The organism is Rhodococcus sp. JS3073 (assembly GCF_026810085.1).
Classification (GTDB): domain Bacteria; phylum Actinomycetota; class Actinomycetes; order Mycobacteriales; family Mycobacteriaceae; genus Rhodococcus_F; species Rhodococcus_F wratislaviensis.
This window is the reverse complement of record NZ_CP113951.1, coordinates 1,341,134-1,365,832: the sequence shown is the minus strand read 5'-3', so window position 1 is coordinate 1,365,832 and position 24,699 is coordinate 1,341,134. Positions and strand designations below refer to the sequence as shown.

Genomic DNA, 24,699 nt, shown 5'->3' with positions numbered 1-24,699 from the left:
ATCCACGTTAGCGCCGGGTACCGACAGGAGCGGCACCCGGCGCGGTGTCAGGTGATGTCGCGCTGCCGGGTGAGCGCCCAGCCGCCACCGACGAAGACCGCGGTCCACACGATCAGGGCGAGGGGCGCGGTGGGCCAGAGCGTCAGCCAGTCGATCTCGTTGCCCGCGGCCGCGTTCGCGACCGTCCCGAGGGTGGCGGACACGGGGAGGACACTTCCGACGGAGCCGATGCCGATCCCGCTGAGGATCGACCGGAGGATCATCTCGCCGAGGGTGTACCAGACCACGAGGGCGATGCAGCTTCCGACGGACGAGCCGGTGAGCATCGACACGCCGCCGCCGATGAGCGCCCACAGCGCCCCGCAGATCAGGGCCGCCCCGAGCATGGCGAACAGGGATCCGCGCAGTTCGAAGGTGTCACCGCCGAACGTCAGCAGCAGGGCGACGCTGACCACCTCCACCACGAGGCAGTAGAAGAAGCCGAAGGCCGCGGTGACGGCGAGCTTGGTGCCGATCACCCCGTCCCGGCCGCGAGCGGTGAGGAAGGTGGTGGTGAGCGTCTTGTACCGGAATTCCGTGCCCACGTTCACCGCCCCGAAGAGTGCGGCGAACAGGACGACGAGGGCAACCGCGACCGCCAGGCCGAACAGGGTGGCGGCGAGGTTGGCCTCGCTCGGATCGGCCTCGAACGCGTCGGTGAACGCACGCATCACCGGCAGGGTGATCGCGCTCGAGAACATCCCGACGATCAGCGGTGCGAGACCGAGCATCCACCAGAACCGCAGTGTGGTGACCTTGCGGAATTCCGCGGTGAGCAGCGCTGTCATCGCGGACCTCCGGACATCGGACCGTGCTGGGGGTGTGCGGGTGGTGGACCGTAGCCCGGTGGCGGGGCGTACCCGGGAGGCGGACCGTAACCCGGCTGCGGGGCGTACCCGGGAGGTGCGTACCCGGGCTGGGGCGCGTACGCCGGCGGTGGGCCGTACCCCGCGGGCGCCGCGGCGCTCGCTCCGGCCACGTACTGGCCTGCGGTCATCGACAGGAAGAGTTGCTCGAGGTCGATGTGATCACCGACGGCGCCGAAAATCGTGACCCCGGCTTCGGCGGCGACGGACTCGACGAGTTCGAGGGACGCGCCGACGACGGCGAGGCGCCCGTCCGCGAGCGACCGGGCATCGACGATGCCCCTGGCGGCCAGGGCGGTCGCCAGCGCGGGCGGGCTCGAGGACGCGACGAGCAGCCGGCTCTGCTGCGACTTGCGCAGCTCCTCCATCCGTCCCTGATAGACGAGGGACCCGCGGCTGACGATCACGAGATTGTCGACGGTCTGCTCCACTTCGCGGAGGATGTGGCTCGAGATCAGCACGGTCCGGCCGGATGCGGCGAAGCCCTTGAGGAACTCGCGGAGCCAGGCGATGCCCTCGGGGTCGAGTCCGTTGGCCGGTTCGTCGAGGATCAGGATGCGCGGATCACCCAGCAGCGCCGTCGCCAGCGACAGCCGCTGACGCATGCCGAGTGAGAAGCCGCCCGCCTTGCGCCCGGCTACGTCCTCGAGCCCGACGAGCGCGAGCACCTGTTGTGCGCGTGCGTCCGGTACACGGATCGCGGACGCGTACACCTTCAGGTGGTCGAGTGCCGTCCGGTTGGGGTGCAGGCTCTGCGAGTCCAGGACGGCACCGACCGTGCGCGCGGGGTCGACGAGGAGGCGGATCGGGACACCGGCGACCGTGGAGGTGCCGGCCGTCGGCTTCACGAGACCGAGGATCATCCGCAATGTCGTGGTTTTACCCGACCCGTTGGGCCCGAGGAATCCGGTGATCGATCCCTGCGGCACGGTGAAGCTGAGGTCCGTGACCGCGTCCACGTTCTTGAAACGCTTCGACAGCCCCCGCACCTCGATCGGCGCCGTGAAACTTCCCGGGATTGCTGTGGTCAACCCGTCCTCCCCTGCCACAATCGAATGGAACTGTTTCGACCCTACTGGGCTGCCGTGCCGAGATTCACCAACTGACGTACAGGGCGTCTGCGACGGCGCATGCTGAAACCACTTGATTGGGGACGCACATGAGCAAGCACCACCACCATCACCATCGCGACGTCATTTCCCCCGCGTACACGGGGCGCCTCTCGATCGATCCGTTTCCGGCGCTGCGGCTGCCGGACGAGGAAACCGATCCCGAGGCCGCCTATCGGTTCATCCACGACGAGTTGATGCTCGACGGCAGTTCGCGGCTGAATCTGGCCACGTTCGTCACTACGTGGATGGATCCCGAGGCCGACAAACTGATGGCCGAGACGTTCGACAAGAACATGATCGACAAGGACGAGTATCCCGCGACCGCGGCGATCGAGTCCCGCTGCGTGTCGATGGTGGCCGATCTGTTCCACGCTCCCGACCTGTCGACCACCGACCCGTCCAGCGCCACCGGCGTCTCGACGATCGGTTCGAGCGAGGCGGTCATGCTCGGTGGTCTCGCGCTCAAGTGGCTGTGGCGGGCGAAGCGGGAGGCGGCCGGGAAGGACACTGCGCGACCGAATCTGGTACTCGGCAGCAACGTCCAGGTGGTGTGGGAGAAGTTCTGCCGCTACTTCGACGTGGAGCCGAAGTACCTGCCGATGGAGAAGGGCCGCTACGTCATCACGCCGGAGCAGGTGCGGGAGGCGGTCGACGAGAACACGATCGGAGCGGTCGTGATCGTGGGCACCACCTATACGGGGGAGCTCGAGCCGGTGTCCGCGATCGCGGACGCTCTCGACGAACTCGCCGCGTCCGGCGGCCCGGACGTCCCGATCCACGTGGACGCGGCGAGCGGTGGCTTCGTCGTTCCCTTCCTGCAACCGGAGTTGTTGTGGGACTTCCGGGTTCCGCGCGTGGCCTCGATCAACGTGAGTGGTCACAAGTACGGGTTGACGTATCCGGGGATCGGGTTCGTGGTGTGGCGTGACCGTGAGCATCTTCCCGAGGGGCTGGTGTTCCGGGTCAACTACCTGGGCGGCGACATGCCGACGTTCACCCTGAACTTCTCGCGGCCCGGCAATCAGGTGGTGGGGCAGTACTACAACTTCCTGCGACTCGGGCGGGCCGGCTACCGGTCGATCATGGAGACGCTGCGCGACACCGCAGTTCGCGTGGGCAGACGCATCGCCGAGATCGACGGCTTCACCCTGATCACGGACGGCACCGACATTCCGGTGGTGGCGTTCGAACTCGTCGGCGACCCCGGGTTCACGGTCTTCGACGTGTCACACGAATTGCGGGCGCGGGGGTGGCAGGTGCCCGCCTACACGATGCCCGCCGATGCGGAGGACGTGGCGGTCCTGCGCATCGTCGTACGCGAGGGCTTCAGCGCCGATCTCGGATCCCTCGTCGCCGAGGCGATCGAGGAAGTGTGCGCCGAACTCCGCGAGAAGGGTGGCGGGCGTTCGACGGAACAGCACTTCGCCCACTAGGTCACGCTTCGATCGCGCGGAGTTCGTCCGGCCAGCGGGCCGGGGCGGGCCCGAACGCTTCGCGCGCGTTCTTGACGACGCCCTTGCCGATGGCCCGGTTGCCTGCGCCGCCGATGGCCGCGCCGATGCCTGCGGGCACGAGTTTGCCGAGGATCAGCGCGCTGCGGCGGGCGGCGTACTTGGTGATGAACTTGCGGACCAGGGTGCTGTTCATGCCCTTCATGGTGGGGCCGGGGATGCGGCTCGTGATGGCGCTCGCCCAGTTCTTCGCCGTCACGCCCGTCGCCTTCTGGACGATCTCCATGCCCGATTCGCCGAGCGCCACCGACAGGACCAGCGCACGCCGCTGCTGGTGGTCGGCGGCGGAGATGCCGTGCACCGACGCGACCGCGAGAGTGAGCAGCGCCGCCGCTTCCAGGAAGAACGCCGATTCGGCGCCCACCGCGGCGATGGACGCGACGGTCCCGACCCCGGGAATGGCGGCGGTGGCCCCGACTGCGCTGCCGCTGCCCGTCACGGCCAGCAGGAACATCTTCTCCATCCGCTCGACGATCTGTGCGGGCGACTCACCGGGGTGCGAGCGCCGGACCCATTCGACGTACTTGGCCACCGCGGGAGCCTGGAGACGGCTTCCGTTGTCGAGGACCGAGACCAGTACCTTCTCCACCGGTCCACCATTGCCAGCCATCGGGGCTCCCGTCTCGCCGTGTGCTTCGAGTGTGCTGGCACCGACTGTAGGTGAGTGAACGCTGTGGCCGGTGTCGGCGCCGTTGCCTAGGCTGGTTTCGTGAGCGTCGCAGACAGCGATACCGCGGTGTCGTCCGGGGCCTTCCGGCGCCCGGCGGAACCGTTGCGCGCGCTGGTCACGGGATACGACGGCTACCGGCTGGCCGGATTCGAGCCCGGGATCCACCTCGGTCTGCCGTCGCCGTGCCTCACGGTGATCGTGACGATCGACGAGCCGCTCGACATCGCCGCCCAGGCGACGCCCGAGCAGGCGCCCGGTCGTTTCGACACTCTGGCCAGCGGCATCGCGACGGCGCCGGTAACGATCCGGCACGACGGCAATCAGCACGGCGTCCACCTGGCGCTCAGTCCCCTCGGCGCCCGGGCGCTGCTGGGGGTGCCCACCGCCGCCCTCGGCGCCTGGGTCGTCGGACTCGAGGAACTGCTCGGTCCCGACGCGGGGGGACTGACCGAACGGCTGTCGCTCGAACCCGGCTGGGACGAGCGGTTCGCGATCCTCGACGAGGTCCTGACGCGCCGCGCGGAGCCGGCGGAGATCGACCCGCACCTCACCCGCGCCTGGCATCTGCTCGTCGCCGACGGCGGTATCCGGGTCGGCGAGGTCGCGCGCGAGGTCGGCTGGAGCCGAAGGCATCTGGTGAACAAGTTCGTCGCGGAGTACGGCGTGACGCCCAAGGACGTGGTGCGGTTGTCCCGTTTTCATCGTTCGCACCGGATGCTCAAGGGTGCCGCCGGGCCGACGCTCGCCGACGTGTCCGTGGTGTGCGGGTACTACGACCAGGCCCACATGGCGCGGGACTGGCGCGACCTCGCGGGCGTCGCACCGTCGCGGTGGCGCGAGATCGACCCGTTCTCATTCGTCCAAGACCCCTACCACGACGATGGTGCAGAGTGAGGACATGACTACTTCGACGCACACCACATGTGTATGGCCCACGCTCGTCTACCGCGACGCGCGCGCCGCGATTCGCTTCCTCGTCGACGCCTTCGGGTTCGCCGAGAACGCGGTGTACGGCGAGGGCGACCGGGTCGATCACGCAGAACTCGGCTGGCCGAAGGGCGGCGGGATCATGCTCGGTTCGCCCAGCGAGGACTCGGTCATCAGCGACCTGCCGCCGGGGACGGGCTCGGTGTACCTCGTCGTCGACGACCCCGACGCGCTCCACGAGCGCGCCGTGGCCGCCGGTGCCACGATCGTCCGCGGACTGCGGGACGAGGACTACGGATCGCGCGGCTTCACCTGCCGCGACCCCGAGGGTGTGTTCTGGAGTTTCGGCACCTACACCGGCGCGTAGACCGCCCGATCACGCCCCGTGCCCGGCCGGGACCTCCTCGCCGGGCCTCGGCGGAGGTGGCGGCGTGCCGTCCCCGAACGGCCTGCCGCCGAGTTGTTCACGCCCGTGCGGCTCGAGCCAGCCGGACAGGTCGGGACCCTTCGGCACGATCCGGGTGGGATTGATGTCGGTGTGCACGATGTAGTAGTGCTGCTTGATCTGGGTGAAGTCGATGGTGTCGCCGAACCCGGGGGTCTGGAAGAGATCGCGGGCGTAGCTCCACAGCACGGGCATCTCGTCGAGTTTGTTCCGATTGCACTTGAAGTGTCCGTGATAGACCGCGTCGAACCGGGCCAGGGTGGTGAACAGCCGCACGTCGGCCTCGGTGATCGTGTCGCCGACGAGGAACCTGCGGTCGGTCAGACGGTCCTCGAGCCAGTCGAGGCGGGCGAACAGGCGGTCGTACGCGGATTCGTACGCCTCCTGGGATCCGGCGAAGCCGCACCGGTACACCCCGTTGTTGACGTCGCGGAACACGAGATCGGCGACCTCGTCGATCTCGTCGCGCAGCGGCTCGGGGTAGAGGTCGGGCGCGCCCTCGCGGTGGTATCGCGTCCATTCCGAGGACAGATCGAGGGTGATCTGCGGGTAGTCGTTGGTGACCACCTGCCCGGTGGGGACGTCGACGATCGCGGGCACGGTGATGCCGCGGGGGTAGTCCGGGAAACGTGCGAAGTACGCGTCCTGCAGGCGCGGGATCTTCAGCACGGGGTCGAGCCCGTCCGGATCGAGATCGAAAGTCCAGCTGCGCTTGTCGTGGGTGGGGCCGCACAGCCCCATCGACAACACGTCCTCGAGTCCGAGCAGTCGCCGGACGATGATCGCGCGGTTGGCCCACGGGCACGCCCGGGCGGCGACGAGGCGGTAGCGGCCCGGTTCGACCGGATAGCCGTCACGGCCGTCGGCCGTGATGCGGGTGGGGATGTAGTGGGTGTCGCGCGTGAACTCGGCGCCGGATTCGACGTAGGCGCCTTCCGTGCTGTGCGGTTCTGCCGTTCGGTCTGTCATGGTCGACTCGTCCCCGTCTTTCGATGTCTCTCAGAGCGTACTTCGGGAGATCGTGACCGCGGCGTACGTTCCCAGTTCCCGGTACCCGGCTCGGGCAGCGAGCGCGCGCGAGGCCAGATTGTCGCGGGGTGAACGGCATTGGGCGATCAGGCCGCTGTCGAGCGCGTCGTCGGTGGCGATCCCGGCGACCGCGGCGCCCAGCCCCCGGCGCCGGAACGCCGGAGCGGTCAGGACACCGACATCGGCGAGGAAACCCTGGAACTCGGCGTACCCGGCGGAGCTGACCGGTTGCTCCGCGTCGTCGAGAATCGTGAACCATCGGTCGCGGTCACCCAGATGGGCCTCGGTGACGTCGTCCGGGGGACACGCCTCCTCGACCTGCCGGACGTGGTCGTGTTCGTGGGAGACGAGCGGTGGCTGCCCGGTCGCGGGTTCCTGGTAGTCGGTGCCGAACGCGAGCACCACGGGACCGGCGCACCGTCCGGACCGATCCTGGGTGAGGGCGAGCAGGGTCGCGGATTCGGTCAGTTCCTCCGATGTGTGCCCGTCGGCACGCTCGATCGCCCACCGCGGGCCGACGAGCGCGGACGTCTCGCCCAGGCGCAGGAATCGGATCGTGTCCGTGTCGTCGTCCACCCGGACCGCGCGGTCGTCGGCGTCCGGCCGGGTGGACAGTGCGTCGTCGGGCAATCCCAGTTCGCGTGACCAGGCGAGTCGAATGATGTCGAGGTGATGGGAGTCCACGGGACCCACGGTAACCGCTTGTTCCCCGTCGGCCCGGACGGTATATTCCACGTGGAGTATTCGACTTGGAGTAGTGGAGGTGGTGACCGTGGCACTCACGCCGCTCGGTGTCACCATCCTCGGTCTGCTGTGTGAGCGGACGATGCATCCGTACGAGATGTACCAACTCGCCGCCGCCCGGCGTGGACGCGTCGTGAAGATCCGGCCGGGGTCGCTGTACCACACCGTGAGCAGGCTCGAAGGTGAAGGACTGGTGCGCACCACCGGTACCGACCGGGCGGGAAACCGGCCCGAACGCACCATGTACGAGGTCACGGATGCGGGCCGGGAAGCGCTCGCCCAACGGGTGAGCGACATGCTCGCCACCCCGGTGCACGAGTACCCGCAGTTTCCCCTCGCGCTGGCGGAGGCGCACAACGTCGACGCACCCACCGTTGTGGAACTGCTCCGGGAACGGCTCGATCACCTCACCCGCGAGATCGACGAACTCGAGACCGCCGCCGCCCTCGCCTGTTCCACCGAGACCCCCAGGATCTTCCTCCTCGGCAACGAATTTCTCGTCACCGTCGCCCGCGCGGAGCACGAATGGCTCAGCGCCCTGGTGGCCGATATCGACTCCGGAGCCCTCCCGTGGCTTTCGCCGGAACTTCTCGAACGACTCACACACTCACGCCGGATCCCATCCGGTTCAGCAAAGGATTGATGATGGACACCGAGCGCACCGCACCACCCACGTCGCCACCCGAGCACCGAAATCCCTGGCCGGCGCTGTGGGCCCTCGTCATCGGCTTCTTCATGATCCTCGTCGACAGCACCATCGTCGCGGTGGCCAACCCGGCGATCATGAACGACCTGCACACCGACATCAACAAGGTCGTCTGGGTCACCAGCGCGTACCTGCTGGCGTACGCGGTGCCGCTGCTGGTCACCGGTCGCCTCGGTGATCGGTTCGGGCCCAAGAACATCTACCTGATCGGGCTCGTCCTGTTCACCGGGGCGTCGCTGTGGTGCGGACTGTCCGGCACCATCACCATGCTCATCGTCGCCCGGGTCTTCCAAGGACTGGGCGCCGCACTGATGACGCCGCAGACGATGGCCGTCATCACCCGCACGTTCCCGCCGGACCGCCGCGGCACCGCGATGGGTCTGTGGGGCGCCGTCGCCGGGGTCGCCACCCTGGTGGGACCGCTCGCGGGCGGTGTGCTGGTGGACAATCTCGGCTGGGAGTGGATCTTCATCGTCAACGTCCCCGTCGGCGTGATCGCGTTCGTGCTGGCCTGGCGACTGGTGCCGTCGCTCGAGACCCACGAGCACAAGTTCGACATCCCCGGGGTGGTCCTCAGTGCGCTCGGCATGTTCTTCCTCGTGTTCGGAATCCAGGAAGGCAGCTCCTACGACTGGTCGGCGACCGTGCTGGCATCGATCGGCGCCGGCCTCGTCCTGCTCGGTGTCTTCGTCTGGTACCAGTCCTGGAACAAGAACGAGCCGCTCCTGCCGCTGGGCCTGTTCAAGGACCGCAACTTCTCGCTCGCCAACGTGGCGATCACCTCGATGGGATTTGCGATCACCGCGATGGTCCTGCCGCTGATGTTCTACACGCAGGCGGTGCGGGGTCTGTCGCCCACACGGTCGGCCCTGCTGCTCGTGCCCATGGCCGTCCTCACCGGCGTGTTCGCTCCGTTCATCGGCAAGCTCGTGGACCGCACCCACCCGCGGTACATCGCGGGCGCCGGATTCCTGCTGTTCTCGATCGCACTCGGCTGGCTGTCCATGGTCATGTCACCCGACGTGGCGATCTGGAAGCTGCTGCTGCCCATCGGACTGATCGGCCTCGCCAACGCGTGTATCTGGTCGCCGCTCGCCGCCACGGCCACGCACAACCTTCCACCCCATCAGGCGGGCGCCGGAGCAGGCGTCTACAACACCACCCGCCAGGTCGGCGCCGTGCTCGGCAGCGCCGCGATCGGCGCACTCATCACGGCCCGCCTGTCCGCTCAGGGACTGAACGCCGACAGCCAGGAGGCCGGTGTGGGGGAGATGCCCGAGTTCGTGAAGGAACCGTTCGCGACGGCGATGTCGCAGTCGATCTGGCTGCCCGCCGCCGTCCTGCTTGTCGGGTTCGTCGCCTCGGTGTGCTTCGCGCGACCGTTGCGCGAGAAGAAGCCCGGAGTCAGTGCGGGCGACGCAGCCAGTCGGGAAACATCACTGCAGGGTTGAGGTAGTCCGCGGGATCGAACGCCTGCTTGATCGTCCACATCGCGGTGATGTCCTCGCGGATGAGGGCGAGGTCCAGATAGTTGCGCTTGTGTGCGCCGACGCCGTGCTCGGAGGCGATGTTGCCGCCGTGATCGCGGATCAGTTCCGTGACCGGCCGGTACAGCACGGACTCGTCGGGGCAGCGCAGCACGTTGAGGTGGACGTTGCCGTCGGCGACGTGCCCGAAGAACACCGGGATCGCGTCGGGTGCCCGGCTCGTCACCATTGCGACCGCGTCGGCGACGAATGCGGCGAGGGTGTCCAGCGGGAGGGCGGCGTCGAACTTCAGCGGGGGTCCGAACAGTCCGACCACGTCCGCGAACGCGTCCCGCGCCGACCACACCCGGGCGCGGCCTGCGGGATCGATCCCGACGGCGGGTTCGTCGTCGGGAGCGCACTGCTCAAGCGCCTCCGCCAGCTCGTCGGTGAGGTCGCGGCGGCCGGCCAGCTCCACGAGGAGATACCACGGTAGACCCGTGGGAACTGCGAAACCCAGCCGCGAGGAGGCCAATTCGAGCCCGCGGCCGTCGAGCATCTCCACGGCGTCCACCCCCTCGAGCCGCCGGACGACGCGAGCCGCGTCGATCAACCCGGGCAGTTGTGTGAAGCCGGCGAGGGCCGTCACGCGGAACTCCGATACGGGGCGGAGCGCGAGATCGACGGTCGTGACCACGCCGAGAGTGCCCTCGCTGCCGACCCACAGCGCGGGCAGGTCGTATCCGCAGTTCTCGGCGCCCACCCGCATGCTGCGCCGCACGATCGCCCCGTCGGGGAGCACCACCTCCAGGCCCAGCACCTGCGCGGACATGTGGCCGTACCGCACGGTGTGCAGCCCACCGGCATTGGTCGACACCATGCCGCCGATCGTCGCGGTATCGCGGGAGGCGATGTCGACGCCGAACAGCAGTCCCGCGTCGGACGCGGCGTGCCGGAGCGTCGCGAGGGTGACCCCGGCGCCGACGGTGACACGCAGGTTCTCGCGGTCGACGGCGCCGACCGCGGTCAGCCGTTCCGTCGACAGCAGCACGTCGTCGTACTCGGGAACCGTGCCCGCTTCGAGTCCGGTCCGGCCACCCTGCACGGTGACCTTCACACCCGCTCGGCGGCAGATGCCCAGCACGGCCGAGACTTCCGCGGCATCCGCGGGCCGGGCGAGTGCGCTCGCCCGCCCGCTGTAGCGTCCCGTGTGGTCGGTGGCGCGGGCTGCGAGCACGTCCGCGTCCACGGTCACGAACCGTTCTCCGACGACGTCGGCCAGCGCCGCGCGCAGCGAGTCCACACCCCGATCGTAGGCGGAACGCGTGTGGCAGTCTGGCGGCATGACTGAGCCTGCCGCTGCGGCGCATCCCACCCGACTCGAGCGTGTCCGTACCGACGCCGGCGCCGAGATCGCGATCCTGACGTTCGCCCACGGCGCGCTGAACCTCTTCGATCAGGCGATGTTCGACGCCGTGCAGGCCGACGTCGCGGCGCTCGCCGAGAATCCGCCGCGCGCGGTGCTGCTGCGTGCCGAGGGCAAGGTCGTCTCCGCGGGGGTGGACGTCCACGTGTTCGACGGGCTCACCGCGGAACAGGGCGCGGATCTGTGGCAGGAGCTGTTCGCCGAGATCTGCCATCCGCTCGAGGCGCTGCCGTGCCCCGTCGTGTACTCGGCGCACGGACTGACGCTGACCGCGGCCTTCGAGATCGCGCTCGCCTGCGACATCATCCTCGCCGCACCGAAGGCGAAGTTCGGACTGGTCGAGACCGTGGTGGGGCTGACCCCGTCGATGGGCGGTCCGCAGCGGCTGGCCGAGCGGGCGGGGTCCGGCCGCGCCCGGGAGCTGGTGATGACCGGCGACCTGTACGACGCCGCGACGCTGCGCGACTGGGGTGTGGTCAACGCCGTCCACGAGGACGTCGACGCGGAGGCCCGCGCCCTCGTCGCACGCCTGGCGGACGGGCCGACGCGCGCACACGACGCCACGAAGCAGATCATCTCCGCGTGGCGGTCGGGCGGAATCGCGCACGCCGACTCGATCACGCCCGACGTGTCGGGTGCGCTGTTCGAGACCGAAGACCTCCGGGGTGCGGTCCGCAGCTTCCTCGACGTCGGACCGGGCAAGGCGACGTACCGCGGACAGTAGGCGTCGGCGATCCGCTCCCCGCAACTGTGACGGGCGTCATATAGTCGTGGCAACGTCCCGGTCGCGCAGCAGTGTCGTCAGCGGAGGTGCAGATGCCGTCGTCCCTCGTCGAGTACCCGAGTAGTGGTCCCTTCTTCCACGACGACCGGGTGGTCCGTGGTCGCGACGGCCTGCTCCGGTACGGCGGGCTCAACCCGTCGCTCACCGAGCTGCTCGACATTTCGGTACACCGCTACGCGGGCCGGGTCGCCGTCGAGGAGGACGGTGGCCGGTCGCTCACGTTCTCGCAACTGTGGACGTCCGCGGCGCGGGTGGCCGGCGGGCTGAAGTCGAAGGGCGTCGAGATCGGCGACCGGGTCGCCGTCCGGCAGCCCATGGGGGTCCGCTGGGTCGAGGCCTTCCTCGGGGTGTTGCTCGCCGGCGGCGTTCCGGTCGGGGTGAGCCCGGCACTCGACGACGCGCGGACCGGCGAGGTGCTCGCCGACAGCGAGTCGGTGCTGATCCTCGACGGCGAACTGCCGGAAGGAATCTCGTTCATCGACGACGGCGCGAGCCCCGACGAGCTGGTGCTGCTGTCGTACACGCCCGGACCGTCGGAGTCCCCGAAGGGCGTGGAGCTGAGCAACGAGAACGTCCTCTCGACCATCGAATCCGTGCTCCACGCGCGCGGGTTCAGCTCCGAGGGACTGCGGAATCTGCTCGTCGAACCCGAACTGCACACCGTGGGTTCGCTCGTCGAATTGCTCTCGACGCTGGTGGTGGGCGGAACGGTCCTGTTGACCGGGAGCACCGACGCGGCGTCGTGGCGCGGCACCGGCGCCGACGTGCTCACCGCGGCGCCTGCCGTCCTCCTGCGGGCCGTGGAGAACTCGCGGGTGACGAGTTTCGGCCGGCGGGCGGTGCGCTGGATCGACTACAGCGGTTCCGGCCTGTCCCTGGAGCAGTCGCAACTCCTCCGGCGGACGTTTCCTGCGGCCAGGCACTTCCTCGGGTGGGGGATGACCGAGACGTGCGGGGCGGGCCTGGCGCTACCCGACGAGTGCGCTCTGACACACGCGGGCAGCGTGGGGGTCGCCTTCGGCGGGATGGAGGTGGCCCTCCTCGGCCCCGACGCCGGCCGCGGTGTCGGCGAATTGCTGTGTCGCGGTCCGGGAGTCAGTCGCGGCTACTGGAATCGGCCCGAGGTCACCGCGAAGACCTTCACGGGTGGCTGGTTTCACACCGGCGACACCGCGAATATCGACGGCGACGGCTTCGTCCGTATCGTCGACCGCGACACCGCTGCCTAGGTGGTGCGAAAGGCAGGTATCCACCCGTGAGCTCTCCCGTCGCCGAGCTGCACATGCACATCGAGGGTTCCCTCGAACCCGAGCTGATCTTCGCGCTGGCCGAACGGAATTCCGTGCAGCTGCCGTACGCGGACCTCGACGATCTCCGATCGCGGTACGAGTTCATCGATCTGCAATCGTTTCTCGACCTGTACTTCGCCAACATGCAGGTGCTGCGGACGGCGCAGGATTTCGCGGACCTCACCCGTGCCTATTTCGCGCGGGCGTCGGCGGGCGGTGTCGCGCACGTGGAGTTCTTCTTCAACCCGCAGGCCCACGTCAATCGTGGTGTCCCGCTGCACGAGGTGCTCGACGGGATCATGGACGCGGTGGCAACCAGTGAGCGGGAGTTCGGCCTCAGCAGTGCCGCGATCGCCGCGATCCTGCGAGACCGTCCCGTGCACGAGGCGGAGGACGTGTTCTCGGAGATCATCCGATTGCAGACGCCGATCGTCGGGCTCGGGTTGGACTCGGCCGAGGTGGGAAACCCGCCGTCGCTGTTCGAGGACGTGTTCGCCCGCGCCCGGTCGGAGGGGCTGCACGTGGTCGCCCACGCAGGGGAGGAAGGCCCGCCGGAGTACATCTGGCAGGCGCTCGACCTCCTCGGCGCCGAGCGCATCGACCACGGGGTGCGGGCGCTCGAGGACCCGGCGCTCGTGGCGCGTCTGGTGGACGAGGAAGTGCCGCTGACGGTGTGCCCGCTGTCGAACGTGCGACTGTGCGTCGTCGACTCGCTGTCCGAGCACCCGCTGCGGACCATGCTGGAGGCGGGTCTGCTCGTCACCGTGAACTCCGACGACCCCGCGTACTTCGGCGGGTACGTCGACGACAACTTCGCCCAGCTGCGGGATCAGCTCGGCCTCACGGATGCCGAGCGCGAAACCCTCGCGCGCAACTCGATCAAGGCGTCGTTCGCGAGCGACGCGCGCAAGGCACAACTGCTCCGGGGCTGACGGTTTCGCGGCTGGCCCTTCCGGCGGTCAGTCGATCAGCCCCGTGTCGCCGAGGCTCGCGACGACGGCCAGGACGTCGCGGTCGCGGCCGTACGGGCCGACCAGGCAGAGGCCGACGGGAACTCCGTCGTCGGTGCGCAACGGCACGGTCGCGTTGGGCAGGCCGGAGATGGTCGCGAGGCACGTGAGCATGCCGGTGGCGCGCATCGTGTTCCGGAACCGGTCACCGCTCGGGTAGCTCGTCCGCTCGGGGGCCGTGGACGAGGTCGCCGGGAGCAGGAGCAGGCTGTCGCCCACGTACGCGGTGATCGTCTGCGACGCCTCGCCGAGCTTGATCAGCTTCCGGCCGTACGTGGATTCCCAGATGCGGCTCGCGTCGGCGAAATTGCGGCCGGGTTCGTCGCCGAGCGACGTCATCGCCCCGCTCACCCAGTCGCCGTGCAGCCGCCACGCCTCGTAACCCTGCACGGCGACGACGGCGTCGTACCAGTCGGGAAGCCGGCCGATGTCCGTGTCGGTCCACGTCAGCCGGGGGAGGGAACTCTTCTCCCACGCGGTGAGGGCGCGCCGCACCGCACCGAGCGCCCCCGCCTCGGCGACGGCGTTGATGCCGTCCGAGGTGAGCGCGCTACGGAACGGGGTCTCCGCCGTGAGCGGGAGAAGCGCGCCGGAGACCGCGACGAGGGTGTCGAGGTCGCCGCAGACCCACGCCGGGGTGTCGAATGTGGGCGACAGCGGGAACAGCCCGTCGGTGGAGACGGCGCCCCGGGACGGCGCGAAGCCGTACAGGCCCTGATACGAGGCGGGGATGCGGACGGAACCGGTGGTGTCGATACCCAATCCGATGTCGGCGGAACCCTGCGCGACCGCGCTCGCGGCGCCCGACGTCGCGCCGCCGGGCAGGCAATCCTCGGCGCGGGGGTTGGGCGGTGTGCCGAATTGCTGGTTGATGCCGGAATGCCCGTACCCGAGGTCGTCGGTCTGCGCCAGGCCCACGACGCGGGCGCCCTGACCGAGGAGGCGCGCCACCACTGCGGCGGTCCCCGTCTCGACAGGCGCCTCGGCGAGCCGCCGTCCGCTGCCCGCACCGATCTGCTGTCCCGCAACGGCATACAGGTCGGTGACTGCGAGTCGCATGCCGGCGAGTGGCCCGTCACCGGTCGGCGCGACCAGCGGATCCCCCTGCACGCGCCACGTCGCCTTGTCGACCGGCACGGTTTCGGACACCGCTCCGCCACCCGGAACGGACAGGCCGTCGGGAAGCGGTGGAACCTCCGGATCGTGCAGGCGTTCCCCGCACGCGCCGAGCATCACGGCACCGAGCGCCGCCGCCCCGGACGCACTCGCGGCGCGAAGGAAGTCGCGACGGTCGAAAGATCGACTGGGGGCCACCTAGCCCACGTTAGCGACCGAGGACCTGCTGGAGGTACGCGTTGCCGAACATTCGCTCGGGGTCGTACTTGTCGCGCACGGCGACGAACTCGTCGAAGTTCGGATACGCGGGCCGCAAGTCGTCGGCGGTGCGGCCGTGCAGCTTGCCCCAGTGCGGTCGCCCGTCCACTCCCCGGGCGATGGCCTCGACCGCGGAGAAGTACGGCTCGTGATCGCGGCGATGGTACTGGTGCACCGCGATGTACGCCGTGTCCCGGCCGTTCGCCGTCGACAGCCACACGTCGTCGCCCGCGGCGAAGCGGACCTCGACGGGGAACGCGACCGTGAAACTGGATTTCTCCACCCACGAATCGATCGCCGCGAGAGTCTCGGGGAGGGCCTCGGTGGGAACCGCGTATTCCATCTCCCGGAACTTGACCCGGCGCTCCGACGCGAAGACGCGGTAGCTGCGGTCGGTGAACTCGCGTGCGCTCAGCATGCGCGACGACAGCCGATTGATCTTCGGGATCGCCGTCGGCGCGAGGCCTGCGACCCTGTTGATGCCCTCGAACAGGACGTTGGCGAGCAGTTCGTCGTCGACGTAGGCGCGCACCGGGTGGAGTGGAGAGGCCGGGGTGTCACCGGGTAGCCGGGTGTTGCGTTTCGTCAGGACGCGGCGGGTGTGGGGAAACCAGTAGAACTCGAAGTGGTCGATCGTGGTGCGGTCGTGGTCGAGCCGGTCGAGGGTGGCGTCCAGTGACTCGGGCTTCTCGACGGCGTGCATCACATAGTTCGGCACGCACTGGATCGTGACCTTCGAGATGATGCCCACGGCGCCGAGCCCCAGGCGTGCCGCCTCGAACAGTTCGGGGTTCTCGGTGGGGGAGCAGTCGGCCACCGAGCCGTCCGCCAGCACCACCTGCAGGGCGCGGACCTGAGTGGCGAGACCTCCGAAACGCGCTCCGGTGCCGTGTGTTCCGGTGGACAGCGCACCCGCGATGGACTGCACGTCGATGTCGCCGAGGTTGATCATCGCCAGGCCACGGTGCCAGAGTTGCTCGCTCAGGTCGTGCAGCCGCGTGCCGGCGAGGACGGTGACGAGGGCGCCCGCCGGTTCGTCGAGGGTGACGGATTCGATCCCGGTGAGGGCGTCGAGGCTGACGAGGATCCCGTCGGTGACGGCGACCCCGGTGAAGGAGTGGCCCGACCCCACGGCCTTGACCCGCTGCCCGTGCTCCGCGGCACCGCAGACGAGCGCGCTGAGCTCCTCTACCGAGCGCGGAGTCGCGAAGCGCAGCGGGTTCGCCGTCTCGGTGCCCGCCCAGTTGCGCCATGTGTCCTGTGCCATTCGCCCATCATGAACCTGGACGCTCGTCCAGGCAAATGGCGGGTTGGTCGGGCGTCCGTGTTGGTCACGGGCGAGGCCCTCGCAGGTTCTACGATCAGAGGATGCTGAACAGGCTTCCTGCGGATGAACGTCGTGCCCAACTCGTCGAGTCGGCACTGGCCATCGCGGAGCAGCGCGGCGTCGCGTCGGTCACGGTGCGTGCCGTGGCGGAGGAGGCGGGCGTCTCGCTCGGTGTGGTGCACTACTGCTTCGAGAGCAAGGAGGAGCTCCTCGCGGCGATGGGTGAGAGTCTTGTTCTGCAGCTCAGCGCGTCGATGCGGCTGGCGTTCGGTCAGGTGCGGCACGCGCCGGATCTCCGTGGGATCGACGGTCTGCGCGAGCTCCTCCACATCGGGATCAGCGGAATGTGGCCGATCATCGAGGCCACCCCGGACCGCCAGTTGCTGACGTACGAGATCACCGCGCAGGCGTTGCGGCACCGGGCCTCCGGGAGCGAGCGGGCCGGCGACATCGCCGGTCAGCAATACCGGACCATGGACGAGGAGGCGATCGAGTTCCTCGCCGAGTGCGCCCGCATCGCCGAAGTCGGCTGGGCCACCCCGGTCGAGGCGATCGCGCGATTCGGGCTGGCCATCCTGGACGGGCTCGTGCTGCGGTGGCTGGTGGACCGCGACAGCGAGGCGATGATCGCGGCGCTGGACGACATGGTGCACGTGATCGCGTCGAAGGCGGTCGAGCGGGCCTGAGCGGGTCCGATTTGATCTGGACAATCGTCCAACTCGGTGGTTGACTGGCGTCGCAGACCGATGGACAAGATTGGACGAACTGTGACGCCCACGCTCGACCGTCTCATCGCCTCGACAACCGAGGTCGACCCGCCGTTGGCCGCGCTCGACCTGACCACGCTGCGCGCCAACGCCGCCGACCTGGTGCTGCGCGCGGGCGGCATCCCCGTCCGCGTCGCCAGCAAATCCGTTCGCTGCCGCGCGGTACTCCAGGTCGCCCTCGGGGAGAATCTCACCGGGGCCGGCGGGTTCCGCGGGATCATGGCGTATTCGCTGCGCGAGGCGATCTGGCTCGCCCGCCGCGGCGCGGACGACGTCCTCATGGGCTACCCGACGGCCGACCGCGGCGCCCTCGCCGAACTCGCGGCCGATCCCGAACTGCTGAACCGGATCACGTTGATGGTCGACAGCGACGACCACCTCGACTTCGTTCTCGCCGCGGCAGGCACCACGTCGCTCCGGGCCCGGCTGTGCATCGACGTGGACGCCTCGCTGCGGCTCGGGCCCGTCCACATAGGGGTCCGCCGTTCCCCGCTGCGCGAACCGTCCGCCGTCGCCGCGTTCGCGAAGCGTGCCGCGGGGCGGGGGTTCGCCGTCGTCGGCGTCATGTTCTACGAAGCGCAGATCGCGGGTCTGCCCGACTCCAGTCCGCCGATCGGCTGGATGAAGCGGGCATCCGCGAAAGAACTCGCGACCCGTCGCGGTGCCGTGGTGAACGCCGTGCAGTCGGAGGTCGGGGTGCTCGAGATCGTCAACAGCGGGGGCACCGGCTCGCTCGAGGTGAGCTCCGCGGACCCGGTCGTGACGGAGGTGACGGCCGGTTCCGGTCTGTACGTCCCGACGCTGTTCGACGGATACCGCGCGTTCCGTCCGCACCCGTCGCTGTACTTCGCCCTGTCGACGGTCCGGCGGCCGAGTCCCGGCATCGCGACGCTGTTCGGCGGCGGCTACATCGCCTCCGGTCCCGCCGGGGGCGCTCGCGTGCCCAAGCCGGTGTGGCCGCCGCGGCTGAAGCTCCTGCGCAACGAGGGCGCCGGGGAGGTCCAGACCCCGGTGACCGGAAAGGCGGCAACGGATCTCGGCATCGGCGACCGGGTGTGGTTCCGGCACGCGAAGGCCGGCGAGTTGTGCGAGCGGTTCACCGACGTGCACCTCGTCGAGTCGGACGGCTCCCGCACCGTGGTGCCCACTTACCGCGGCGAAGGTCAGTGCTTCGGCTGACCGGTGAGCCGCATGAAGGCACCCAGCTCGGTCAGACCCTCCGGGGTGCTCGGCATGTACTGCGTCAACGATTCCGACCGGATGATGATCGCAGCCCACTTACCGCGGGATACCGCGACGTTCATCCGGTTCCGCGACAGCAGGAACGACATGCCGCGCGGCACGTCCTCGATCGCGGACGCGGTCATCGACACGATGGCGACGGCCGCCTCCCGCCCCTGGAACTTGTCGACCGTGCCCACCTCGACCTTGTCGAGGCCGACCGCGGCCAGATCGCGTTCGATCAACCCGACCTGCGCGTTGTACGGCGCCACCACCAGGATGTCGGACTCGTCGAGTGGGCGGGTGCCCTCGAACTCGCTGGGGTCGGTCCAGCCGGAACCGAGCAGCTTCGTGATCCGGTTGACCACCTCCCGCGATTCCTCGGGGGATTGGGTGGCGTTGCCCTGGTGGTCGACGAAGACGGTGTGCACACCCGGTTCCATGCCGTCGAGTCGGCGTGCGGCACTCGCCGATTCCTGCGAACGCAGCTTGCCGTCGTAGGACAGTGTCGACACGGGTGCGCACAGTTCCGGGTGCATCCGCCACGTGCGTTCGAGGAAATAACCCCGGCTCGCGGGCAGCGCCCCGTGCCCCTCGGCGAGCCACCCGAGTGCCGACGCGTCCACCGGTTCCGGATGGGTGCCCTGGCTGACCTGCGGAAGCTGCTGGGGGTCGCCGAGCAGCAGGAGATTGCGTGCCGCACCGCCCACCGCGATGGTATTGGCGAGAGCGAACTGCCCGGCCTCGTCGATGACCAGCAGATCGAGGCTGCCGGGCGGCACGCGGTCGGTGTTTGCGAAATCCCAGGCGGTCCCGCCGATCACGCAGCCCGTTTCCTCGGCCTGGTCGATGAAGCCGGGGTAGTCGTTGGAGCTGATGTCGGTCCATGTCGCGGCGCGATGCCGCCCGTCCTTCTTTGCGACGAGCTCGGCGGGGAGCCCGGCCTTCACGACGCCGCCGAGCATGTTCTCGATCACCGAATGCGACTGTGCGACCACGCCGATCCGCCAGTGGTGCTGCTCGACGAGCGCCTTGATCACCCGGGCCCCGGTGTACGTCTTGCCGGTGCCGGGAGGCCCCTGCACCGCGACGTACGAGTCTTCGAGGTCGAGCAGGGCCGCGGTGATCGCGCCCGCGTAGTCCGTGCCGTCGACGGGTGGTAGCGGATGTCCGCTCCGGGTGCGAGGGTCGGACCGACGGAGAATGTCCACCGACGCGCACAGCGGGAGTTCCGGCAGCGGTGAGCACATGGAGTCCGCCGCCACCGCGATGGACGATTCGATTCGGTTGGTCGTGATCGGGGGACCGGGCGTGATCGCCGTCGGAAGTTGCACGTACTCCTCGCCGCTGAGAAGTTCCTCGACGATCACCACGTCGCGGCGCCGGCCGTCCTTCCCGACGTCGAGAACGTTGACCGTGCACGTTCCCCGCTGCTGCGGATTGTCGCCCGCGACCGCCTCGGGTGCGGGAGTGTCGTAGAGCGCATACATCGTAGTCTTGGGCCCCACCGTGCTCCCCGTCCCGAAACGGCCGGTGAGCTGCAGGCGCCGGCGCAGCTTGCGCTGCCGCGGGCTGCTCTTGTGCCAGTTCTCCTCGACGACCGCGGACGACACCACCAGAACGTCCCGGATGTCCGACAATTCGTCGTGCGGTACGACCAGCCGATCGAAATGCGCCCACCAGAACGGTTTCCGCTCGCGGCGGTGATAGCCGACCGCCGCCGCCATGAGCGCGGCGGCCTGCTGGTCGTGTCCCCGGTGCTCGCTCGGCCCGTACCCGGCGAACTCGCGCAACGCCGCCTCCGCGTGGGTGCACTCCTCGGTGACCGCGGTGGGCCCGTCGCCGGGCGGCCGGAGGGCGACACCGTGCGTCTCCGCCTGCCCGATCAGCCAGTCGCGCAGCCGCAGCGTGGAATCGCAGTCGTACTCGTTGTAGTCGGCGATGCCCTGCAGCAGCGCACGCGCCTCGTCCTCGCGGCCGTTGTCGCGGTGATCGCAGTAGTCGGCGTACGCGACCACCGACGCCGCGGCGTTGGTGACGTCGCCGTCGCGCGGTTGCTCCGGCATGTACAGCGGTTCGAGTTTCTTGATGCTGTAGGACCGTTCGCCGATGCGCAGGCACCCGCGCACCACCGGATACAGATCGACGAGGACGTTGTCGCGCAGCAGTGTGTCGACGGTCTCCTCGCCGACGCCGTGCCGTCCCGCCAGCCGCAGCAGTGCCGACTTCTCGTACGCGGCGTAGTGGTAGATGTGCATGTTCGGGTACTGCTGACGACGCGCGGTCACGTAGTCGAGGAAGTCGACGAGCGCCTGCCGCTCCTCGGTGCGGTCGTGTGCCCAGAACGGCCGGAACACGGCGGCGTCGGCGGGACCCTCGACCACACCGAAGAGGTATTCGAGACCCCAGTCCGTGGAACCGTTCTCGGCCCAGAGCGGGTCGCCCTCGAAGTCGAAGAAGATGTCGCCGTCGTCCGGTTCGGGCAGACCGCCCAGAGCCTGCGGGGCGTACACCTGGAACTCGGGGGTCCCCGAGGACTCCTGCCGCAACTGCAGGGCGGCCTGCGCGCGAAGCGATTCCAGGGTGCGCTCGGGCAGTCCCTCGACACTGCCCGCGTGCGCGGCGAGGGCGTCGAGGGTGCCGATCCCGGCCGCGATCAGCCGGCTGCGCTGCGTCGAGCGCATTCCGGCGACGAGCAGGAGGTCGCGGTGCTGCTCCACCTCCGGGGTGCACGTGTCGCACCGGCCGCACGCCGTGTACCGGGGGTCGCCCCACTCCGCGAGGGACTGCTCGTCGCGGTGCTCGTCGAGAATTCGTTCGAGCGAGGACCGTCGCGCGGAGTACACGGGAACGATGTCGCCGAGCGAGTGCGCCGAGTCGCTGTCGTCGCCGAGCAGCAGGTGGACGTCCGGGGACGTCGGGATCCCGTTGTCGGCCAGCGCTTCCGCGTACGCGGCGAGCTGGAGCAGGGCCGACACCTTCGCGTGCCGTGACAGTTTGGTGTCGTAGACGGCGTACGTGTCGCCGTCGCGGACGAGGAAATCGCAGAAACCCAGGAAGCGGCCATCGAAGAACGTGCCCTGGTACACCACGTCGGCGCCGCCGCGGATCGCCTCCACGGTGGCCAGGTTCGCGTCGAACAGACCCACCGCGGTGTACTCGGGACGGTCCATCGTGACCACCCCGTCGCCGTACTCGGCACGGAACTGCTCGAGCCGGCGGTGTTCGTGAGCATCGCCCAGGCTCGAGGTCCGTCGCAGCATCGGATCGTCGTCGACGGACGTGGCGGCGGACCCGGCGCCGGCGAGTCCGAGCGTGGCGTCCAACCGGCGTAGCAACGCGAACTCGCAGGTGGCGGCCGCGGAGAGGTCGCTGGCGCTGTAGACGATGGTGTCGTCGAGGAGGAACACAGCTACGTCCCCAGTTCTGCCGGTGAGTTCACCCGGCCGATTGTGCCATCGGGGTGCGACAGGCCCAGAATGGCAGCCATGCCTTTCTTCGACGGCCACTCCGGACGAGTCCACTACCGGCACTGGAGCGCGGTGGGAGGTCCCGTCGCCCAGTTGGTGTTTCTCCACGGCATGGGGCAGCACACGGGTCACTACCACCGGTTCGCGCGCGGACTGACGCCCGCCGGAATCGGGGTGTGGGGAATCGACCAGGCCGGTCACGGATTGTCCGAAGGCGACAATCCGGGATCCGTGGCGGACCTGGCGGAGGACGCCGCGCTTCTCACCGGCCTCGCAGGCAGGCACGCGCCGGATGTTCCGCTCGTGCTCATGGGGCATTCGCTCGGTGCCGCGGTCTCGATGGAACTTCTCGCGTCCGGTGACCCCGGTTTCCGGTGCGCGATTCTGTGCGGGACACCGAAGACCGCCGCCGTGCAGCAGACGGCGGACGCGCTGGGGTCACTCGGGATACCGCTGCTCGCGGTTCACGGTGTCGACGACCGCATCGCACCGATCGACCCCGTGCGGGACTGGGCGGCGGGGATCGCAGGACTCGAATTCCGGGAGTTCGACGACGCCGGACACGACCTGCTTCACGAGAAGGTCCACGCCACCGTGACCGCGGTGGTCCGCGACTTCATCCTGGGCGCTGCGCACCCGTGAGTGTTCGAGGAGTCTCTGCACTCCCCGAACACTCACGGGCGGCGGAGCCGCTTACGCGTAGATGGCCTCGATGGCCGCGCCGTGCTCCTTGTGGATGACGTTCCGCTTGAGCTTCAGCGTGGGGGTGAGCTCACCGGTCTCCTGCGTGAAGTCGACTTCGAGGATGCGGTACTTCTTGATCCGCTCCGGGTTGGACACCTTCTTGTTGCCCTCGGCCACCGCCTCGTCGATCTCGGCGACCAGGTCGGGGTTCTTCACCAGTTCGGACACCGGGGTGTCGGCGGCCAGCCCGTGACGTTCCTTCCAGCCCGGGAGGGTTTCGGAGTCGAGGGTGATGAGCGCGCCGATGAACGGCTTGCCGTCGCCGACCACGAGGCACTGGCTGATCAGCGGGTGCGCGCGGAGTGCGTCCTCGAGGACCGCAGGCGCGACGTTCTTGCCGCCCGCGGTGACGATGATTTCCTTCTTGCGGCCGGTGATCGAGATGTAGCCCTCTTCGTCGATCGAGCCGAGGTCGCCGGTGTGGAACCAGCCGTCCCGGATCGAATCCGCGGTGGCCTGCTCGTTGTGCCAGTAACCGCCGAACACGACGGGACCCTTCAGGAGCAGTTCGCCGTCCTCGCCGATCTTGGCGGCATGGCCGTCGATCGGCTTGCCGACGGTGCCGACCTTCTGTGCGCGGGTGGTGTTCACGGAGATGGCGGCGCTCGTCTCCGTGAGGCCGTAGCCCTCGTACACCGGAACGCCGATGCCGCGGAAGAAGTGACCGAGGCGTGCACCGAGTGCGGCGCCGCCGGAGACGGCGCGGTCGCACTCGCCGCCGAGGGCGGTGCGCAGCTTCGAGTAGACGAGCTTGTCGAACAGGGCGTGCTTGAGCTTGAGACCGAGCCCGGCGCCGCCGTTGTCCTGTGCCTCGCTGTACGCGATGGCGGTGGCGGACGCCTTCTCGAAGATGCTGCCCTTGCCGCCGTCGTACGCCTTCTGCTTGGCGGAGTTGTAGACCTTCTCGAACACGCGCGGCACCGACAGGATGAAGTGCGGCTGGAACGCGGCGAACTGGTCGAGCAGCGTCGTGAGGTCGGCGGTGTGCGCGACGGTGACCTTGGCGTCGAACGCGCCGAAGGAGATGGCGCGGGCGAAGACGTGCGCGAGGGGTAGGAACATCAGGGTGCGCCTGCCCGCGTACATCGCGTCGCTGAGCGCGAGCTTCACGGCGGCGGACTCCGCGTAGAAGTTGGAGTGCGTCAGCTGCACGCCCTTGGGGCGGCCGGTGGTGCCCGACGTGTAGATGAGGGTGGCGGGGGAGGACGCGCGCACCTGGTGACGACGCTCGTGCAACTGCTCGTCGGTGACGCCTTCGCCGCGCTTTGACAGTTCGTCGATCGCGCCGCCCTCGATCTGCAGGACCTCACGCAGGTCCGGCGCGGCGTCGGTGACGACCTTCAGCGCGTCGGCCTGCTTGGCGTTCTCGACGACCAGCAGCGATGTGCCGGAGTCTTCGAGGATCCACTTCGCCTGATCGGGTGCGGACGTTTCGTAGATGGCGACGGTGCACCCGCCTGCCGTCCAGATCGCGTAGTCGATGACGACCCACTCGTACCTGGTCGCCGACAGGATCGCGACGCGGTCGCCGAGCTCGACGCCGGAAGCGATGAGCCCCTTCGCGACGGCGGACACCTGCTCCGCGAACTCGGCGGCGGTGACGTCTACCCACCCACCGTTGCCGGGGCGCTTGAACGGAACGAACTTCGGGTCTTCCTCGGCATGACGGAAGACCGTGTCCGCCATGGAGGCGTCCTCCGGAATTGAGAACGACTGCGGTACCGAGAATTCACGCACTATGACCCCTCCACTGAAACGACATGACGGATGTG

At 69.0% G+C, this 24,699-nt stretch carries 21 protein-coding genes; 11 read left to right on the top strand and 10 right to left on the bottom strand.

Going from position 1 to position 24,699, the window contains the following annotated elements:
- Nucleotides 1–47 precede the first annotated feature (47 nt).
- The gene (locus OYT95_RS06495; protein WP_037244427.1) at nucleotides 48–827 is read right to left on the bottom strand and encodes an ABC transporter permease; all 780 of its coding nucleotides are present in this window, start codon (nucleotides 825–827) and stop codon (nucleotides 48–50) included.
- On the bottom strand, nucleotides 824–1,936 hold the full coding sequence (locus OYT95_RS06490) for an ABC transporter ATP-binding protein (protein ID WP_268791012.1): 1,113 nt from the start codon (nucleotides 1,934–1,936) through the stop codon (nucleotides 824–826). The genes OYT95_RS06495 and OYT95_RS06490 overlap by 4 nt, the downstream gene beginning before the upstream one ends.
- A 128-nt stretch (nucleotides 1,937–2,064) precedes the next feature.
- Between OYT95_RS06490 and OYT95_RS06485 the strand changes: the two genes are divergently transcribed.
- A complete protein-coding gene (locus OYT95_RS06485) occupies nucleotides 2,065–3,450 on the top strand; it encodes a glutamate decarboxylase (RefSeq protein ID WP_268791011.1) in 1,386 nt (461 codons plus the stop codon).
- 1 nt (nucleotide 3,451) lies between these two features.
- Here OYT95_RS06485 and OYT95_RS06480 read toward each other — a convergent pair whose 3' ends face one another.
- Nucleotides 3,452–4,138, bottom strand: a complete 687-nt coding sequence (locus OYT95_RS06480) for a hypothetical protein (protein ID WP_037244431.1) — start codon at nucleotides 4,136–4,138, stop codon at nucleotides 3,452–3,454.
- Nucleotides 4,139–4,237: 99 nt separating this feature from the next.
- On the opposite strand from OYT95_RS06480, the gene OYT95_RS06475 reads away from it, so the two are divergent.
- Together OYT95_RS06475 and OYT95_RS06470 are read left to right on the top strand one after the other, a co-directional pair.
- A complete protein-coding gene (locus tag OYT95_RS06475; RefSeq protein WP_268791010.1) occupies nucleotides 4,238–5,092 on the top strand; it encodes an AraC family transcriptional regulator in 855 nt (284 codons plus the stop codon).
- Between the two features lie 4 nt (nucleotides 5,093–5,096).
- Nucleotides 5,097–5,492, top strand: a complete 396-nt coding sequence (locus OYT95_RS06470; protein ID WP_037244984.1) for a VOC family protein — start codon at nucleotides 5,097–5,099, stop codon at nucleotides 5,490–5,492.
- 9 nt (nucleotides 5,493–5,501) lie between these two features.
- Here OYT95_RS06470 and OYT95_RS06465 read toward each other — a convergent pair whose 3' ends face one another.
- A complete protein-coding gene (locus OYT95_RS06465; RefSeq protein WP_128639179.1) occupies nucleotides 5,502–6,539 on the bottom strand; it encodes a glutathione S-transferase family protein in 1,038 nt (345 codons plus the stop codon).
- A 30-nt stretch (nucleotides 6,540–6,569) separates the two neighbouring features.
- The gene (locus OYT95_RS06460) at nucleotides 6,570–7,292 is read right to left on the bottom strand and encodes a GNAT family N-acetyltransferase (RefSeq protein ID WP_052033806.1); all 723 of its coding nucleotides are present in this window, start codon (nucleotides 7,290–7,292) and stop codon (nucleotides 6,570–6,572) included.
- A 70-nt stretch (nucleotides 7,293–7,362) separates the two neighbouring features.
- Here OYT95_RS06460 and OYT95_RS06455 point away from each other — a divergent pair, with 70 nt between their 5' ends.
- Nucleotides 7,363–7,986, top strand: coding sequence for a PadR family transcriptional regulator (locus OYT95_RS06455; RefSeq protein WP_037244989.1), 624 nt, complete (start codon nucleotides 7,363–7,365; stop codon nucleotides 7,984–7,986).
- 2 nt (nucleotides 7,987–7,988) lie between these two features.
- On the top strand, nucleotides 7,989–9,500 hold the full coding sequence (locus tag OYT95_RS06450) for an MFS transporter (protein ID WP_037244437.1): 1,512 nt from the start codon (nucleotides 7,989–7,991) through the stop codon (nucleotides 9,498–9,500).
- On the opposite strand, the gene OYT95_RS06445 is transcribed toward OYT95_RS06450, so the two are convergent.
- On the bottom strand, nucleotides 9,454–10,818 hold the full coding sequence (locus tag OYT95_RS06445; RefSeq protein WP_268791009.1) for an FAD-binding oxidoreductase: 1,365 nt from the start codon (nucleotides 10,816–10,818) through the stop codon (nucleotides 9,454–9,456). The two genes, OYT95_RS06450 and OYT95_RS06445, sit on opposite strands and share 47 nt — an antisense overlap.
- Before the next feature lie 40 nt (nucleotides 10,819–10,858).
- On the opposite strand from OYT95_RS06445, the gene OYT95_RS06440 reads away from it, so the two are divergent.
- From OYT95_RS06440 to OYT95_RS06430, 3 genes are all read left to right on the top strand, one after another.
- Complete coding sequence (locus OYT95_RS06440; protein ID WP_037244441.1) at nucleotides 10,859–11,665, top strand: enoyl-CoA hydratase/isomerase family protein; 807 nt, start codon at nucleotides 10,859–10,861, stop codon at nucleotides 11,663–11,665.
- Nucleotides 11,666–11,757: 92 nt separating this feature from the next.
- Nucleotides 11,758–12,954, top strand: coding sequence for a class I adenylate-forming enzyme family protein (locus OYT95_RS06435; RefSeq protein WP_112302154.1), 1,197 nt, complete (start codon nucleotides 11,758–11,760; stop codon nucleotides 12,952–12,954).
- Between the two features lie 26 nt (nucleotides 12,955–12,980).
- The gene (locus OYT95_RS06430; protein WP_268791008.1) at nucleotides 12,981–13,946 is read left to right on the top strand and encodes an adenosine deaminase; all 966 of its coding nucleotides are present in this window, start codon (nucleotides 12,981–12,983) and stop codon (nucleotides 13,944–13,946) included.
- Between the two features lie 27 nt (nucleotides 13,947–13,973).
- On the opposite strand, the gene OYT95_RS06425 is transcribed toward OYT95_RS06430, so the two are convergent.
- Together OYT95_RS06425 and OYT95_RS06420 are read right to left on the bottom strand one after the other, a co-directional pair.
- Nucleotides 13,974–15,338: an amidase family protein gene (locus OYT95_RS06425; RefSeq protein WP_268791007.1), complete on the bottom strand. Its 1,365-nt coding sequence runs from the start codon at nucleotides 15,336–15,338 to the stop codon at nucleotides 13,974–13,976.
- 10 nt (nucleotides 15,339–15,348) lie between these two features.
- Nucleotides 15,349–16,665, bottom strand: a complete 1,317-nt coding sequence (locus tag OYT95_RS06420; protein WP_268791006.1) for a D-arabinono-1,4-lactone oxidase — start codon at nucleotides 16,663–16,665, stop codon at nucleotides 15,349–15,351.
- A 101-nt stretch (nucleotides 16,666–16,766) separates the two neighbouring features.
- Here OYT95_RS06420 and OYT95_RS06415 point away from each other — a divergent pair, with 101 nt between their 5' ends.
- Nucleotides 16,767–17,411, top strand: coding sequence for a TetR/AcrR family transcriptional regulator (locus tag OYT95_RS06415; protein ID WP_128639177.1), 645 nt, complete (start codon nucleotides 16,767–16,769; stop codon nucleotides 17,409–17,411).
- A gap of 60 nt (nucleotides 17,412–17,471) precedes the next feature.
- The gene (locus OYT95_RS06410) at nucleotides 17,472–18,671 is read left to right on the top strand and encodes an amino acid deaminase/aldolase (RefSeq protein WP_268791005.1); all 1,200 of its coding nucleotides are present in this window, start codon (nucleotides 17,472–17,474) and stop codon (nucleotides 18,669–18,671) included.
- Here OYT95_RS06410 and OYT95_RS06405 read toward each other — a convergent pair.
- The gene (locus OYT95_RS06405; protein WP_268791004.1) at nucleotides 18,656–22,123 is read right to left on the bottom strand and encodes a TM0106 family RecB-like putative nuclease; all 3,468 of its coding nucleotides are present in this window, start codon (nucleotides 22,121–22,123) and stop codon (nucleotides 18,656–18,658) included. The two genes, OYT95_RS06410 and OYT95_RS06405, sit on opposite strands and share 16 nt — an antisense overlap.
- Nucleotides 22,124–22,201: 78 nt before the next feature.
- On the opposite strand from OYT95_RS06405, the gene OYT95_RS06400 reads away from it, so the two are divergent.
- Nucleotides 22,202–22,825, top strand: a complete 624-nt coding sequence (locus OYT95_RS06400; protein ID WP_268791003.1) for an alpha/beta hydrolase — start codon at nucleotides 22,202–22,204, stop codon at nucleotides 22,823–22,825.
- 51 nt (nucleotides 22,826–22,876) lie between these two features.
- On the opposite strand, the gene OYT95_RS06395 is transcribed toward OYT95_RS06400, so the two are convergent.
- The gene (locus tag OYT95_RS06395; protein WP_128639174.1) at nucleotides 22,877–24,664 is read right to left on the bottom strand and encodes an AMP-dependent synthetase/ligase; all 1,788 of its coding nucleotides are present in this window, start codon (nucleotides 24,662–24,664) and stop codon (nucleotides 22,877–22,879) included.
- Nucleotides 24,665–24,699: the final 35 nt, after the last annotated feature.